General features: G+C 35.6%; 19 protein-coding genes and 1 riboswitch. All 19 genes read left to right on the top strand.

The window, feature by feature from the left end:
• Nucleotides 1–104: 104 nt before the first annotated feature.
• The 19 genes from D9842_RS15870 to D9842_RS15785 all read left to right on the top strand — a co-directional run bounded on the left by D9842_RS15870 (nt 105) and on the right by D9842_RS15785 (nt 16,009).
• The gene (locus D9842_RS15870; protein WP_098796432.1) at nt 105–464 is read left to right on the top strand and encodes an arsenate reductase family protein; all 360 of its coding nucleotides are present in this window, start codon (nt 105–107) and stop codon (nt 462–464) included.
• Nucleotides 465–551: 87 nt separating this feature from the next.
• Nucleotides 552–935: a glycine cleavage system protein GcvH gene (gcvH, locus tag D9842_RS15865; RefSeq protein WP_098796433.1), complete on the top strand. Its 384-nt coding sequence runs from the start codon at nt 552–554 to the stop codon at nt 933–935.
• Nucleotides 936–992: 57 nt separating this feature from the next.
• A complete protein-coding gene (locus D9842_RS15860; RefSeq protein ID WP_098796434.1) occupies nt 993–1,229 on the top strand; it encodes a YusG family protein in 237 nt (78 codons plus the stop codon).
• 303 nt (nt 1,230–1,532) lie between these two features.
• Nucleotides 1,533–1,880: a toprim domain-containing protein gene (locus D9842_RS15855; RefSeq protein ID WP_098796435.1), complete on the top strand. Its 348-nt coding sequence runs from the start codon at nt 1,533–1,535 to the stop codon at nt 1,878–1,880.
• A 21-nt stretch (nt 1,881–1,901) separates the two neighbouring features.
• Nucleotides 1,902–2,207 (top strand): thioredoxin family protein, encoded by a 306-nt coding sequence (locus D9842_RS15850; protein WP_098796436.1) that lies wholly within the window; start codon nt 1,902–1,904, stop codon nt 2,205–2,207.
• A 136-nt stretch (nt 2,208–2,343) separates the two neighbouring features.
• Nucleotides 2,344–2,661, top strand: coding sequence for an SCP2 sterol-binding domain-containing protein (locus tag D9842_RS15845; RefSeq protein ID WP_098796437.1), 318 nt, complete (start codon nt 2,344–2,346; stop codon nt 2,659–2,661).
• A gap of 125 nt (nt 2,662–2,786) precedes the next feature.
• Nucleotides 2,787–4,100 (top strand): O-acetylhomoserine aminocarboxypropyltransferase/cysteine synthase family protein, encoded by a 1,314-nt coding sequence (locus tag D9842_RS15840; protein ID WP_098796438.1) that lies wholly within the window; start codon nt 2,787–2,789, stop codon nt 4,098–4,100.
• A gap of 195 nt (nt 4,101–4,295) precedes the next feature.
• A riboswitch (SAM riboswitch) is annotated at nt 4,296–4,402 on the top strand.
• A 104-nt stretch (nt 4,403–4,506) separates the two neighbouring features.
• Nucleotides 4,507–5,532, top strand: coding sequence for a methionine ABC transporter ATP-binding protein (locus D9842_RS15835; protein WP_098796456.1), 1,026 nt, complete (start codon nt 4,507–4,509; stop codon nt 5,530–5,532).
• Nucleotides 5,525–6,193, top strand: coding sequence for a methionine ABC transporter permease (locus D9842_RS15830; protein WP_098796439.1), 669 nt, complete (start codon nt 5,525–5,527; stop codon nt 6,191–6,193). The genes D9842_RS15835 and D9842_RS15830 overlap by 8 nt, the downstream gene beginning before the upstream one ends.
• A gap of 12 nt (nt 6,194–6,205) precedes the next feature.
• On the top strand, nt 6,206–7,057 hold the full coding sequence (locus tag D9842_RS15825; protein ID WP_121663334.1) for a MetQ/NlpA family ABC transporter substrate-binding protein: 852 nt from the start codon (nt 6,206–6,208) through the stop codon (nt 7,055–7,057).
• Nucleotides 7,058–7,197: 140 nt separating this feature from the next.
• Nucleotides 7,198–7,566, top strand: coding sequence for a carboxymuconolactone decarboxylase family protein (locus D9842_RS15820; protein ID WP_098796441.1), 369 nt, complete (start codon nt 7,198–7,200; stop codon nt 7,564–7,566).
• Between the two features lie 229 nt (nt 7,567–7,795).
• The gene (locus tag D9842_RS25970) at nt 7,796–7,936 is read left to right on the top strand and encodes a YuzK family famiily protein (protein ID WP_162987249.1); all 141 of its coding nucleotides are present in this window, start codon (nt 7,796–7,798) and stop codon (nt 7,934–7,936) included.
• A 385-nt stretch (nt 7,937–8,321) separates the two neighbouring features.
• Nucleotides 8,322–9,107, top strand: coding sequence for a Fe-S cluster assembly ATPase SufC (gene sufC, locus D9842_RS15815; protein ID WP_098796442.1), 786 nt, complete (start codon nt 8,322–8,324; stop codon nt 9,105–9,107).
• A 20-nt stretch (nt 9,108–9,127) separates the two neighbouring features.
• Nucleotides 9,128–10,429 carry a Fe-S cluster assembly protein SufD gene (gene sufD, locus D9842_RS15810; protein WP_098796443.1) on the top strand — a complete coding sequence of 434 codons (1,302 nt, stop codon included), beginning with the start codon at nt 9,128–9,130 and terminating at the stop codon, nt 10,427–10,429.
• Complete coding sequence (locus D9842_RS15805; RefSeq protein WP_121663333.1) at nt 10,429–11,652, top strand: cysteine desulfurase; 1,224 nt, start codon at nt 10,429–10,431, stop codon at nt 11,650–11,652. The genes sufD and D9842_RS15805 overlap by 1 nt, the downstream gene beginning before the upstream one ends.
• Nucleotides 11,645–12,082: a Fe-S cluster assembly sulfur transfer protein SufU gene (gene sufU / locus D9842_RS15800; RefSeq protein ID WP_121663332.1), complete on the top strand. Its 438-nt coding sequence runs from the start codon at nt 11,645–11,647 to the stop codon at nt 12,080–12,082. The genes D9842_RS15805 and sufU overlap by 8 nt, the downstream gene beginning before the upstream one ends.
• 42 nt (nt 12,083–12,124) lie before the next feature.
• Nucleotides 12,125–13,522, top strand: coding sequence for a Fe-S cluster assembly protein SufB (gene sufB / locus D9842_RS15795; RefSeq protein ID WP_098796446.1), 1,398 nt, complete (start codon nt 12,125–12,127; stop codon nt 13,520–13,522).
• A 180-nt stretch (nt 13,523–13,702) separates the two neighbouring features.
• Nucleotides 13,703–14,575 (top strand): DUF72 domain-containing protein, encoded by an 873-nt coding sequence (locus tag D9842_RS15790; protein ID WP_121663331.1) that lies wholly within the window; start codon nt 13,703–13,705, stop codon nt 14,573–14,575.
• Between the two features lie 30 nt (nt 14,576–14,605).
• On the top strand, nt 14,606–16,009 hold the full coding sequence (locus D9842_RS15785; protein WP_121663330.1) for a bifunctional metallophosphatase/5'-nucleotidase: 1,404 nt from the start codon (nt 14,606–14,608) through the stop codon (nt 16,007–16,009).
• Nucleotide 16,010 lies beyond the last annotated feature (1 nt).

Genomic DNA, 16,010 nt, shown 5'->3' with positions numbered 1-16,010 from the left:
ATTTAATTATTTCTAATTAGGCGGGAATGATGATATATGATAAGATAGAGAAAAATATTCCTTAATTGGAAAGTTTGATTATTAGGAGCAAAGAGGTGAAAAACTTGGCACTGAATTTTTACTGGTATCCTAAATGTGGGACGTGTCGTAAGGCTAAAAAATGGCTTGAAGATCATAATGTAGAATTTAATGAAATACATATCGTTGAAAACCCACCAAATAAAGAAGAGCTAGAAAGCATTTACAAAAAAAGTGGACTAGAGCTTAAAAAATTCTTTAATACAAGTGGACAAAAATATCGTGAACTTGGGCTTAAAGATAAACTTGCATCAATGTCAGAGGATGAAATGCTTCAACTCTTAGCAAGTGAAGGAATGCTTATTAAACGTCCTCTTACAGTTGGTAATGAACATGCTACAGTTGGCTTTAAAGAAGAGCAATTTGGCGAAACTTGGAATAAATAGAAGATAGTTATTGCATAGTTAACGGAAAACTGTTAAAACAAAGATGATTAAGCTGAAATTTGTAAATATTCCTGGAGGTATGAAGACATGAACACACCTAAAGAACTGCGTTATTCAGAAGAACATGAGTGGGTAAAAGTAGAAGGAGATAAGGTGCGTATCGGTATCACTGATTTTGCACAATCAGAGCTTGGGGATATCGTATTTGTTGAATTACCAGAAATTGGTGATGAACTTCAAGCGGACGAGCCATTTGGAAGCGTTGAGTCAGTAAAAACAGTATCTGAATTATATGCACCAATCAGTGGGAAAGTTGTAGAAATTAATGAAAATCTTGATGATAGTCCAGAATTCGTTAATGATTCACCTTACGAAAAAGCATGGATGATCGTCATTGAACCTGCAAACCCTGCTGACATTGAAAAGTTAATGACAGCTGAGCAATATGAGGAAATGACAAATCAAGACTAATAAGCATGATATCGTGAATTATGGACATTCTATAAGTAGATAAAGGAGGGTGTCCATATGACAATTCAAAAACAACAATTAGATATTACTGATCGAGTTGTAGGAAAATTTGGAGATGGGCAATTAAATCTTTATCTGGAAAAAGAAAGAATTGGCCAAATGGTCTCAGAAAATAATTATGACTTAAAAGCGGGATATGAATTCAATAATAACCGCTTTTACCAAGTTGCAGATGTTGTAACAGGACCAGACCAAAAATACGTCGATTGTGACTATGAAAATGGTTGGTGTTAATAAAGCAGCAGTGGAATCTCCACTGCTCTTTTGCAATTAAACAGGTCGTTTCTTATCATGCTTTTCTAAGTAGCTGAATTTGTGATTTTTAATTTAAGTTGTTTCGTAATGATTTTGTTTTTGAACACTATTTTTTAAAACGATAGTGGAGCGCAATGGAACGGACCAGTCTTACGAGTAACCGCAATTAACAACAAAGATAACAGCTATTTAGAAAAAACATAAAATAAAGGGAAACAACCTCGACAAATCGAATAGGTTATATATAAAGACTTTTACTTACATTAAAAATAGGTGATGGCTATGTCGTTAGTTGAGGTTGAAAAAGTATTAATTGTTGAAGGAAAATCAGATAAGAAAAAGGTTTTAAATGTAGTAACTGAACCAATAGAAATAATCTGTACAAATGGAACAATTAGCATAACAAAAATGGATGAGCTAATTGATGAATTATTCTTAAAGGAAGTTTATATATTAGTTGATTCAGATGATGCTGGTGAACGATTGAGAAAATTATTTAAACGAGAATTTCCTGAAGCCTCTCATCTATACATTGATCGGGCATATCGTGAAGTTGCAACAGCACCGGATCACCATGTAGCATCTGTTTTGCTAAGTGCAAATATAGATGTAAACGCAAAATTCCTTTAGAAGGGATATGGAGTTAGTTTTATGATTGAATGGAAAGAAAAGGAGCTCACCCTTCCTAAAAAGGGTATTCAAATTACGTACCTTTACACACCAATGTGTGGGACATGTCAAGTAGCGAAGAAAATGTTAACGGTCGTTGATGAAATGATCCCCACTTTGGACATTTACTCCGTAAATCTAAATTATTATCCTGAAGATGCGAAACGATTAGGAATTGAGAGTGTACCTTGCCTAATTATTACTGAGAACGGTGAAATGAAAGAAAAAGTATATGCTTTCCAATCTGTCACACATCTTTTTGACTTAATCAAACAATATGCCTGCTAATTTGACATATTTCTCGGGAAATAGACTGATTTTACGAAAGAAAAGCAGAAACTGTCGAGTTATTTATAGAGGATTCTTTCGACCTTCAATGAAGTTATATAAACATAACCTTGTTGAGATCGGGAGGATTCTTTTTATGTTTTTAACAACTTTTGTCTCAAGCTTGAATAAAGGAAATTTAATAACACCCATTCTTTTAAAACGAAAATTAATTGTAGAATTTCGTTCAACAGATAAAGGGAGTCATTTTTTAGAACTTTCATCAAGTGAATCAAAACTATTATCGATTCAACCAGTTCATGTTGATTTTGTTATAGAAGGAGAAGAATCAGACTTAGAAGAGGTTTTTCTTCATCCGATAAGTTTAAAGCAACTTATATCGTTTGGGAAATTATCAATAAAAGGCTCATATCGAGATTTTCTTAGGCTAGAGGCTTTAATTAAATTAATCTAAACTTAAAAATTCTTATATACTTCAAACACAACTTCTATTACCATTAAAGTAGTCTAGGAAAGAATACTACATCTTGTTATCACACCTATTAGTAGACATTAAGAATGTATAATAGGAGGAAGAAGATGAAAGAGAAACTTTATCGCCCAGAAACTGTAACCATTCATGGAGGGTTAAAGAAAGATTCAATGACAGGTGCAAGAGCTGTTCCAATTTATCAATCAAATGCTTATTTATTTGAAAATACCGAGCATGCGGCAAATTTATTTGGATTAAAGGAGCCTGGATATATTTATACAAGAATTCATAATCCAACTTCATCTGTCTTTGAAGAAAGAATTGCTGAACTGGAAGGTGGAATCGGAAGTTTAGCTGTAGCAAGTGGAATGGCAGCGATTACATTGTCAGTTTTAAACCTAGCTGGTTCTGGTGATGAAATCGTATCAGCCTCTACATTATATGGAGGTACATATAACTTATTTGCTAACACATTACCAAAGTACGGAATCAATACGGTTTTTGTTGATCCAAAGAATCCGGAAAATTTCCGATCTGCTATTACTCCGAAAACAAAAGCTATTTTTGCAGAGACAATTGGAAATCCAAGCTTAGATGTTCTTGATATCGAGGCAGTTGCTGAAATTGCTCATGAAGCTGGAATTCCATTGATTGTGGATAACACATTTGCCACACCGTATCTATGCAGACCTATCGATCATGGTGCCGACATTGTTGTTCATTCTGCAACAAAATGGTTGCTTGGGAATGGTACAACTCTTGGTGGAGTCATTGTAGATGGAGGTAAATTTGACTGGAATAGTCCAAAATTCCCTGGGTTTACAACTCCTGATCCTAGCTATCATGATTTAGTTTATGCTGAAGCATTAGGAGAACAAGCGTATATTATTAAAGCGAGAGTTCAGTTATTAAGAGATTTAGGCCCAGCTATTAGCCCATACAATGCCTTTCAATTTAATCTTGGTCTAGAAACCCTTCATGTCCGTATGAAGGAACATGTATCAAATGCAAGGAAAATGGTGCAATATTTAGAAAGTCACCCAGCTGTTGAGTGGGTTCTATACCCTGAAAATAGCCAACACCCTGCGAAGGACTTAGCTGCTAAATACTTACCTAAGGGTGCTGGTTCTGTAGTAGTATTCGGTATCAAGGGCGGAAGAGAGGCTGGTGCAGCTCTTATTAACAACGTTGAACTTTGGTCACATGTAGCAAATGTTGGAGATGCGAAAAGCTTAATCATTCATCCTGCGAGTACAACTCATCAACAACTAGGCGTTGAAGATTTAAAGAAATCTGGTGTAACAGAAGATTTGATCCGCTTATCAGTAGGAATTGAACATATAGAGGATTTAATAGAAGATTTAGATCAAGCTATTTTTGAAGCAACAGGTGTAAAAGGAATGGAGAAAGTAAATTCTTAATTAATGAAATATTCTAATAATATTATTTATTGTATAATATTGAAAAGGGTTGCAGATAAATGCAACCCTTTTCATATTTGAAATGTAAAATCACAGTGAAAAAAGTAAGCTATTTTAAGAAAATAAATAATTGACATTGATTTTCAACACATGATACAATCACAATCGTACTTAAAAAGACAATCAAATATTTAACTCTTATCAAGAGAGGTGGAGGGAAGTGCCCGATGAAGCCCGGCAACCATCAGTTCATTCTGAAATGGTGCCAATTCACACAAAGCAGATGCTTTGAGAGATGAGAGAAAGGTATTCAAGCGCCTTTCTGCTCATTTTGCAGGAAGGTTTTTTATATGTAAAAAAATGAACGGTAGAAAATAGTAAAGGAATAAAGGAAGAAGGTGACAAAATGATAACATTATCAAATGTTAATAAAGTTTATAAAACAAAGAGCGGCTCTGTTCAAGCTGTTAACAATGTAAACCTTGAAATTAAAAAAGGTGAAATATTCGGAGTTATAGGATATAGTGGAGCCGGAAAAAGTTCATTGATCCGTTTGTTAAATGGACTAGAAAAACCAACTAGTGGGGAAGTCGTTGTGGCAGGTAGTCAGATTGGCTCAATTTCTGGTACAAAGTTGCGTAAAGCACGCTTAGAAATAAGCATGATCTTTCAACACTTTAACTTATTGTGGTCAAGAACAGTGAGAGAGAATATTGCATTTCCTTTAGAAATTGCAGGAGTAAGTAAAGCGAAACGACTTAAACGTGTTGATGAGCTTATTAAGCTGGTTGGACTGGAAGGAAGAGAGAATGCATACCCTTCTCAACTTAGTGGTGGTCAAAAACAACGTGTTGGGATTGCCAGAGCGTTAGCGAATAATCCCAAGGTTTTATTATGTGATGAAGCTACATCAGCACTTGATCCCCAAACAACAGATTCAATTCTAGACCTGCTTGTTGATATTAATAAACGACTAGGCTTAACAATCGTATTAATTACACATGAAATGCATGTCATTCGTAAAATTTGTCATCGAGTAGCTGTTATGGAAAATGGTGAAGTGGTTGAACAAGGAAATGTATTGGATGTTTTCAGAAACCCTCAGAAACCTATAACAAAAACGTTCGTTAAACAAATCTCAGAGCCGGATGATACGAAGGAAGCAATTGACCTACTACTAGAAAATTATCGTTCTGGAAAAGTACTTCAGCTAACATTTGTTGGTGAAGGTACAGAAAGACCATTGATTAGCAATATTATTAGGAAATTTAATATTGAAGTGAATATTGTACAAGGTAAAATTTCACAAACGCAAAATGGCTCTTATGGTTCATTATTTTTGCATATAGATGGAGATCTTGATGAAATTAACCGTGCAGTTGCTTATATTGGAGAACAACAAGTAGAAGTGGAGGTGCTGGCGAATGCTTAATCAGTTTCTTCCAAATGTAAAATGGGAAAAAGTATGGGAGGCAACTTATGAAACAACTTACATGACAGGAGTTTCGGTTGTCGTCACTTTTTTCTTAGGAATTATACTTGGTTTACTTTTATTCTTAACTTCAAAAGGCAATATCTGGGGTAACAGTATACTTAATACAATTTTATCTGGAATCGTAAATATATTTCGGTCAATTCCGTTTATTATCCTTGTTATTTTACTCTTACCCTTCACTAAAGTTGTAGTTGGGTCAATTCTGGGAGAAAATGCTGCTTTACCCGCACTAATTATTGGATCCGCTCCATTTTACGCAAGGATGGTTGAGCTTGCTTTAAGGGAAGTTGACAAAGGTGTTATTGAAGCAGCTAAATCGATGGGAGCAAAAACGTCGACAATTATGTTGAGAGTACTATTACCGGAATCTTTACCAGCTTTGGTTTCAGGGATTACAGTTACTGCAATCGCATTGGTTGGTTATACAGCTATGGCCGGAGTAGTAGGTGCTGGAGGTCTTGGTGACCTTGCTTATCGAGAAGGATTCCAGCGTAATAATTTTGAAGTAACCATTGTAGCAACCATTTTTATCTTAATTATTGTGTTTATTATCCAATTTATTGGAGATATATTAGTTAAAGCTATCGATAAACGTTAGGAGGAAAAAATGATGAAAAAATATCTTTTATCACTAGTATTAACAATTTTCGCTATTCTACTTGTTGCATGTGGCGGAGGCGAAAATGAAACAACTCAAGAAGAAAACACAGGGACTGAGCAAGAAACGAAAGTACTAAAAGTTGGAGCGACAACTGTTCCTCATGCAGAAATTTTAGAAGAAGCAAAACCACTGTTAGCAGACAAAGGTATTGAATTAGACATCGAAGAGTTTTCAGATTATCCATTAATTAACCCAGCGCTTGCTGAAGGTGACCTGGATGCAAACTATTTCCAGCATGTTCCATATTTAGACAATGCAATTAAAGAAAATGATTTTGATCTTGCAAATGTTGGAGCAATTCATATTGAGCCTTTTGGTATTTACTCAAAAGAATACAAAACACTTGAAGAGTTACCTGAAGGTGCAAAAATTATCATGAGTAACAACGTTGCAGAAATGGGACGCGTGTTAGCACTACTTGAAGAAAAAGGTCTAATTAAATTAAATCCAGGTGTTGATAAAATTAATGCAACAAAAGATGATATCGTTGAAAATGCTAAAAACCTAGAAATTGATGATAGTGTTGCACCAGAAATGTTGGCAAGTGCTTATGAAAATAACGAAGGTGATGCAGTTATTATCAATGGTAACTACGCACTTGCAGCAGGATTAAATCCAGCAGAAGATGCTGTAGCTCTAGAAGCTGGTGAAAATAACCCTTATGCAAACATCATTGTTGTTCGTAGTGAGGATAAAGACAAGGAAGAGATTAAGACTCTTGTAGAAGTATTAAAATCTCAAGAAATTAAGGATTTTATTAATACAAAATACCCAGGTTCAGTACTGCCTGTAAATGACTAATTTAAGAAATCTTTTAAGAGATCTGTAAACACAGGTCTCTTTTTTTATTGGATTCTTCAGTCACCAAGTTTGTATACAATGGTTTGAAAAATACATACTATTACTGATTGATTAAGTTATGAATGGAGTTGTTATTGAAAATGGAATATCATGAACCTAGAAATTCTACGGAAGCTGCTTTACATGAATATAAAAGTGGATTAGGTACTTTCACACAAAAGATGCCGGAGATTGCACGCCATTATAATGCTTTTACTGAAGCTTGTTTTGCTGAAGGGACACTATCAAAAAAAGAAAAACATTTAATTGCATTAGGAATTGCAGTGAATACCCAAGATGAATACTGCATTATCTACCATGCAAAAGGATGCTTGGACAACGGTGCTAGTGAAGAAGAAATTTTAGAAACTGTTGGTGTTACAGCTGCATTTGGTGGTGGAGCAGCAATGAGCCAAGCTGTTACATTAGTTCAAGAATGTATAACAGAGTTAAACCAACTAAAACAATAAATCGAGTAATATAGAGTATTTTTGAGGGAAATTACAAAAATAGTTGGTTATTTTTACAGAATGAATCAATTTCAAATATTACGGTTTGTGAGATTATCTTACGAACTTTGAGTTGTTTGAATATTCTTGATAAGCTTTATATGTAAATTAAAGCTGAAAGGATTGATTCATTATTCACTCGAATCAAGAGTCAATTGACCTCAATTACACAACTGAAATGGAAAAGGCAATGCATCATTCTCATGGTATAGGGTACGCTGAATATGCTAGTAAGCATAATAAACGTATGGATGTTGAAAAGAGCCGTGAAGAAGATTATCGTAAAAGTCAGTTGATTTATGCTGATGTTGAAAGAAAAATGAAAAAGTAAAGCCTATAGATGGAAGAACCAGAATAACTGGTTCTTCTTTTTTAATGGAAAGACATTAGGTAGGAAAAGGCGTGTTTACTCCAAATTCCCATACTTAACCCTCTAATTTCCTTCATCACAAAGAGAATGTTTTTTCTTAAAAGGTGAAAAATAAACTAGGGTCTCAAGGTAGATTCACAGAGCAATGTGTTATATAGTAGAAACTGTCTAATTTCTCTATTTACATAAATTTTTTAATGTGAATTTATCAAAGTTAGGATAGATATTTTAATGTCAAAATTCGACTCTATTCCTTAAAGGTTGTGTTCACTTTTCATTTGTTATAATATTAGAATGAGAATAAAATGAGAATTAGTAAACTTTATATATTATTGGAGGTATCATTATGGCAGGCTCTACATTAATCATTAAGGATTTACACGTAGAAATTGATGGGAAAGAAATTCTAAAAGGTGTAAATCTTGAAATAAAAGGCGGAGAGTTCCATGCAATCATGGGGCCAAACGGGACAGGTAAATCTACTTTATCTTCAGCAATCATGGGGCACCCAAAGTATGAGGTAACACAAGGTAGCATTACATTAGATGGGGAAGATGTATTAGAAATGGAAGTAGACGAGCGTGCTCGTGCAGGTCTATTTTTAGCTATGCAATATCCAAGTGAAATCAGTGGGGTAACAAACGCGGATTTCTTACGTTCTTCTATTAACGCCCGCAGAGAAGAAGGTGATGAAATCTCTTTAATGAAATTCATTCGTAAAATGGATGCAAACATGGATGAGCTTGAAATGGATCAAGATATGGCACAACGTTATTTAAATGAAGGTTTCTCCGGCGGAGAGAAAAAACGTAATGAAATCCTTCAATTAATGATGATTGAACCAAAAATTGCTATTCTAGATGAAATTGACTCTGGTCTAGATATTGATGCATTAAAAATTGTTGCAAAAGGAATCAACAAAATGCGTAGTGAAGAGTTCGGTTGCTTAATGATTACTCACTACCAACGTTTATTAAACTACATCACTCCAGATAAAGTACATGTAATGATGCAAGGACGTGTTGTTAAATCAGGTGGCCCTGAGCTAGCTCAACGTTTAGAAGCAGAAGGCTATGACTGGATTAAACAAGAATTAGGTATTGAAGACGAAACTGTTGGGCAAGAAGCATAATAGTAAGGGGGACTAAGACGATGGAAACATTAACGATCAATCAGGATTATGTCTCAAGCTATTCAAAACAGCTTGGTGAGCCGGATTGGCTTACAGATCTTCGCTTACAAGCTTTTGCCAAGCTAGAGGATCTTCCTATGCCTAAACCGGATAAAACAAAAATCGATAAATGGAATTTTACAAATTTTAAAGAACATACTGTTGAGAGTGCAAAATTAGACTCATTAAATGACTTACATGAAGATGTGAAATCATTAATTGACCTTGAGTCTACAACTAAAAACTTATATGTTCAAGTTAACAATACAGCTGCATATACTTCATTATCTTCTGAATTAAAAGATAAAGGTGTTATCCTAACAGATATCCATACTGCAGCAAAAGAGCATTCTGACTTGCTACAAAAATACTTTATGACGGACGGGGTGAAGGTTGACGAGCACCGCTTAACTGCTTTACATGCAGCTCTTCATAACGGTGGGGTATTTGTTTATGTCCCAAAAAATGTAGAAGTAGCAGAACCAATTCAGTCAGTATTTGTTCATGACAACCCTAATACAACATTATTCAACCACGTAATTGTTGTAGCTGATGATAATAGCTCAGTAACTTATGTAGAAAACTATATTTCTACTGTTCAAAATGTAGAGGGTGTGTTTAACATCATCTCAGAAGTATTTGCTAATACAAATGCTCGTGTAACATACGGTGCAGTTGATACTCTTGCAGAAGGAGTAACAACTTATGTAAACCGCCGTGGGGTTGCTGGTCGTGACTCACGTATTGAATGGGCATTAGGTTTAATGAATGATGGCAATACAATTTCTGAAAATGTTACAAACTTAATGGGCGACGGCTCATTTGGAGATACAAAAACAGTTGTAGTAGGTCGTGGAGAGCAAAAGCAAAACTTCACAACGAAGGTTGTACACTTTGGTAAACACTCAGAAGGGTATATCTTAAAACATGGAGTTATGAAGGATAGTGCATCTTCTATTTTCAATGGTATTGGTAAAATCGAGCACGGTGCTTCAAAGTCAAACGCAGAACAAGAATCTCGTGTTCTTATGTTGAGTGAAAAAGCACGTGGTGATGCAAACCCAATTCTATTAATTGATGAAGATGATGTAACGGCAGGTCACGCTGCTTCTGTTGGACGTGTTGATCCAATTCAATTATATTATTTAATGAGCCGCGGTATTCCTAAAGTAGAAGCTGAGCGTCTTGTTATCCATGGCTTCTTAGCACCTGTTGTTAAAGAACTACCTATTGAAGGTGTTAAAAAGCAGTTAGTTGAGGTTATTGAAAGGAAAGTTAAATAATGAATATCTCTGATATTCGTCAGCACTTTCCGATTTTGGACCAACAAGTAAACGGGAAAGACCTCGTTTACTTGGATAGTGGTGCAACTTCTCAGAAACCACTATCCGTTATAGATGCTCTTTCCACATATTACAAAGAATATAATTCTAATGTTCACCGTGGTGTACACACATTGGGTACAAGAGCAACTGACGGTTATGAAGGAGCTCGTGAGAAGGTAAGGAGATTTATTGGAGCAAAATCGATCCAGGAAATCATCTTTACTAGAGGTGCTACTACTGCTTTAAATATTGTTGCTCAGAGCTATGGGCTTACAAATGTAAAAGAAGGTGATGAAATTGTCATCACTTATATGGAGCATCATGCGAATGTGATTCCTTGGCAACAGGTAGCGAAAATAACTGGTGCCACTTTAAAATATATTCCATTACAAGAAGATGGTACAATCGACTTGAAGGATGTTGAAGAAACAATCACACCAAATACGAAAATTGTATCAGTCATGCATGTATCAAACGTACTTGGAACGATTAATCCGATAAAAGAAATCACAGAGGTTGCTCATAAGCATGGAGCTGTGATGGTTGTAGATGGTTGTCAAAGTGCTCCACATATGATAGTAGATGTCCGAGATTTAGATTGTGATTTCTTTGCATTCTCGGCTCACAAAATGTGTGGCCCAACAGGTATCGGTGTGTTATACGGTAAGAAAGCACTCCTTGAGAAGATGGAACCTGTTGAATTCGGTGGTGAAATGATTGACTTTGTAGGATTACACGAGTCAACATGGAAGGAGCTTCCGTGGAAATTTGAAGCTGGAACTCCTATCATTGCTGGGGCAATTGGTCTTGGCGAGGCAATTGATTTCTTGGAGAAGGTCGGTCTAGACAACATAGAATCCCATGATCGTAAGCTAACTAAATATGCTTATGAACAGCTTAGTCAAGTTGATGGTTTAACTATATACGGTCCTAGTCCAGAGAAACGTACTGGGTTAGTAACATTTAATATAGAAGATGTGCATCCACATGATGTTGCAACAGTTTTAGATGCTGAGGGAATTGCTGTTCGTGCAGGTCATCATTGTGCGCAGCCTTTAATGAAATGGCTGAAGGTTTCCGCAACAGCAAGAGCTAGTTTTTACCTGTACAACACGGAACAAGAAGTTGATAAGCTTGTTGCAGGTATTAAAAAGACAAAGGAGTACTTCAGTAATGTCTAATCATGTAAATCTTGATACTCTTTATCGTCAGGTTATTATGGATCATTATAAAAACCCGAGAAATAAAGGGATCCTTGACAACAGTCTTACAATTGATATGAATAATCCAACTTGTGGAGATCGTATCCGTTTAACACTTGATGTACAAGATGATGTTGTTAAGGATGCAAAATTTGAAGGAGAAGGCTGCTCGATTTCAATGTCTTCTGCATCGATGATGACTCAGGCGATTAAAGGTAAAAAATTAGAAGAAGCATTAAAGCTATCAGAAATCTTTTCGAATATGATGTTAGGAAAAGAATATGATGATGATATCGACTTAGGTGATATTGAAGCATTACAGGGAGTAGCAAAATTCCCTGCTCGTATAAAATGTGCGACACTAGCTTGGAAGGCTATGGAAAAGGGCGTGAAAGAAGGCAACGAATAGGTTGCTTTCGCCATAAATCTAATTTGATTGGAGTGAATGTAGATGGCAAAAAAGGCACCTGAAATCGGCGATTATAAATATGGTTTTGCTGACAAGGATGTTTCCATCTTCCGTTCTAAACGAGGATTAACGAAAGAGATTGTTGAAGAAATCTCTCGTATGAAAGATGAACCACAATGGATGCTTGATTTCCGTTTGAAATCATTGGAGCATTTTTACAATATGCCAATGCCACAATGGGGTGGGGATATGGCCTCATTAAATTTCGATGAAATTACGTATTATGTAAAACCTTCTGAGAAATCAGAACGCTCATGGGATGAGGTTCCTGAAGAAATTAAAGCTACATTTGATAAATTAGGGATCCCTGAGGCAGAGCAAAAATATTTAGCTGGTGTATCAGCTCAATATGAATCAGAGGTTGTTTACCATAACATGAAAGAAGACCTTGAAGACCTTGGTATTGTCTTCAAAGATACGGATACAGCTTTAAAAGAGAACGAAGATATTTTCCGTGAGCATTTTGGAAAAGTAATTCCTCCAGCAGATAATAAGTTCTCTGCTTTAAACTCTGCTGTATGGTCTGGTGGATCATTCATTTATGTACCAAAAGGTGTTAAAGTTGATACTCCATTACAAGCATACTTCCGTATTAACTCTGAAAACATGGGACAATTTGAGCGTACATTAATCATCGTTGATGAAGGCGCACATGTACACTATGTTGAGGGTTGTACAGCTCCAGTTTATACAACGAACTCACTTCACAGTGCAGTTGTTGAGATCATTGTTAAAGACGGTGGCTACTGCCGTTATACAACAATTCAAAACTGGGCAAATAACGTGTTTAACCTTGTAACAAAGCGTGCAGTTTGTGATGCGAATGCAACGATGGAATGGATCGATGGTAACATTGGTTCAAAATTAACTATGAAATACCCAGCTGTTATCCTTCGTGGTGAAGGAGCACGTGGTATGACACTTTCTATTGCCTTAGCAGGTAAAGGTCAACACCAGGATGCAGGTGCAAAAATGATTCACCTTGCGCCAAACACATCATCTACGATTGTTTCCAAATCCATTTCAAAGCAAGGTGGTAAAGTAACATATCGTGGTATTGTACACTTTGGACGTAAAGCTGAAGGGGCAAGATCAAACATTGAGTGTGATACACTCATCATGGATAATCAATCAACATCTGATACAATTCCATACAATGAAATTCTTAACGATAATATTTCTCTTGAACACGAAGCGAAAGTTTCAAAAGTATCTGAAGAGCAATTATTCTATCTAATGAGTCGTGGTATTTCAGAAGAAGAAGCAACAGAAATGATCGTAATGGGCTTTATCGAGCCATTCACAAAAGAACTTCCAATGGAATATGCAGTAGAAATGAACCGTCTGATCAAGTTCGAAATGGAAGGTTCTATCGGTTAATAACTTTCATATAAAAGGACTGACAATTGTCAGTCCTTTTTAGTACGCAAAGAATACGTGTGAAACAACCATTTGTTTTATGTTTGGGTAATATGTCGTTAGAACTCTATTTAGGTTTATGGAAAGAACAAAGAGTCGTATAATTAATGTAAAGCCGTTAATTAAAAAGGATGATTTTGATTGACAAGCATTCAAATAGGTTTAACTGGATGGGGAGATCATGAATCCCTTTATACTGGTTTGAATACAACGAATAAATTACAAGAATATGCTGCACATTTTCCAACTGTTGAAATTGATTCATGTTTTTATGCTGTCCAGCCGGAACGTAATATGGAAAAGTGGGTAAAAGATACACCAAAGGGGTTTCAGTTTATAGCAAAAGCTTATCAAGGAATGACAGGACATCTTCGCGGAGAAATTCCCTTTGATAACAAATCTGATATGTTTTCAGCATACATAAAATCGATTCAACCATTAAAAAATGCAAATAAATTAGCTATGGTATTATTCCAATTTCCCCCTTGGTTTTCATGTAACAAAGAAAATGTAGCATACTTAAAATGGTGCAGAGAAAAAATGGGAGATACAGAGGTTGCATTAGAATTTCGCAACCGCTCGTGGTTTTCTTCTAGTTATTATGATAAAACCTTACAGTTTATGGAGGATGAGAAATGGATTCATAGTATTGTGGACGAACCTCAGGCTGGTGAAAGATCGATTCCCACCGTTCTAAAACCAACTACTCCTCATAAAACACTTATCCGTCTCCATGGAAGAAATGTATATGGATGGAATAAGCCGGCTAATGGAGATAATTGGCGAGATGTTCGATATTTGTATCGATATAATGAAGAAGAGTTATTAGAGTGGAAAGACCATTTAGCTGAGATACAACATAGAACAGAAACAACATATATGCTCTTTAATAACAACTCAGGTGGAGATGCTGCAGATAATGCAAAGATGATGATAAATCTACTAAATCTTCATTATACAGGCTTAGCTGAAAAACAATTAAGTTTGTTTCAAGATAATAATGAGGGCATGTAATATGTGGAGTTTAAGTAAGGAGAGAGGAACATGTTAGAAACCGTTCACCTTTATCATACAAATGATTTACATAGTCATTTTGAAAATTGGCCAGCTATCGTACAATTTATAAAAAACAAAAAGGCATGGCACGATCAACAAAATGAACAAATGATTTTATTGGATATTGGAGATCATTCAGATCGGTTTCATCCAATAACTGAAGCAACAAAGGGAAAAGCAAATGTTACACTGTTAAATCAGTTAAATTATGACGCAGTAACAATTGGTAATAATGAAGGCATTACTTTTTCACATGAAGACCTTGATTCTTTATATGAAAACGCAACATTTCCGGTGATATTATCTAATTTATATACCGAATTGGGGGAACGCCCTAATTGGGTTGTTCCTTATCATATTATTACACTCAACAGTGGTACGAGGATTGCTTTCCTTGGTGTTACGGTTTTCTATGAAAAGTTCTATGAATTACTTGGATGGAGAATAAAAGACCCTTTTCAAAGTTTATTGGAGACTGTTGAACAAGTAAAGGAACAATGTGATGTGATTGTACTTTTGTCTCATTTGGGAATAAGTGATGACGAAATTATAGCAAAAGAGTTTCCTGATATTGATGTAATTATCGGAGGTCATACCCATCATGTTCTGAAAGAAGGGATTGAGCTTCATAACACTCTAATCGCAGGTGCAGGAAAATATGGTCAATATGTTGGGCATATTTCTTTATCTATTTGTCTTGAGACTAATAAACTTCATCAGTATAAAGCTTCTCTATTTCCAATAGAGGAGCAGAAAATAGTATGTAATGAAACAGAGTTATGGCTACAAGAATCTTCAAGACAAGCCGATAACATTCTTTCGGAGGTAATTGGTGTCTCAAAAAATGGTCTTTCTTTAGATTGGTACCAAGAATCTGAATTCCCAAAACTCCTTGTTCAATCAATAAAGGAGTGGTGTGATGGAGAGGTTGCAATGGTGAACTCAGGTATTCTTTTAGAGCCATTACAAAAAGGATCTGTCACAAGAAAAGATCTTCATCGCATTTGTCCACATCCAATAAATCCGTGTAAGGTTTATTTAAAAGGTGATGTTCTTAAAGAAGTTATTGTTCAATCGAGAGATGAGAAGATGGAACATTTAAAGCTAAAAGGTCTTGGCTTTAGAGGAAAAGTAATGGGACGAATGGTTTTTGATGGGATTGAAGTAAACATGGAAACGTTAGAGGATGGCAAAGATCATGTGAAAGAAATAGTTGTTAATGGCAAACCCATTTCTCCTGAAAGAATTTATGCTGTTGCGACGATCGATATGTTTACTCTCGGTCCACTATATCCTGAAATCGGTCATGCCGAGAAAAAAGTGTTTTTTATGCCTGAATTATTGAGAGATTTATTAGCTTGGAAGTTAGGTGAAAAATCTAGAATTGAATAGG

It is taken from the genome of Metabacillus litoralis (assembly GCF_003667825.1).
Taxonomy (GTDB): Bacteria; Bacillota; Bacilli; order Bacillales; family Bacillaceae; genus Metabacillus; species Metabacillus litoralis_B.
The sequence above is the reverse complement of the archived record's forward strand: the minus strand, read 5'-3'. Positions and strand labels throughout refer to the sequence as shown.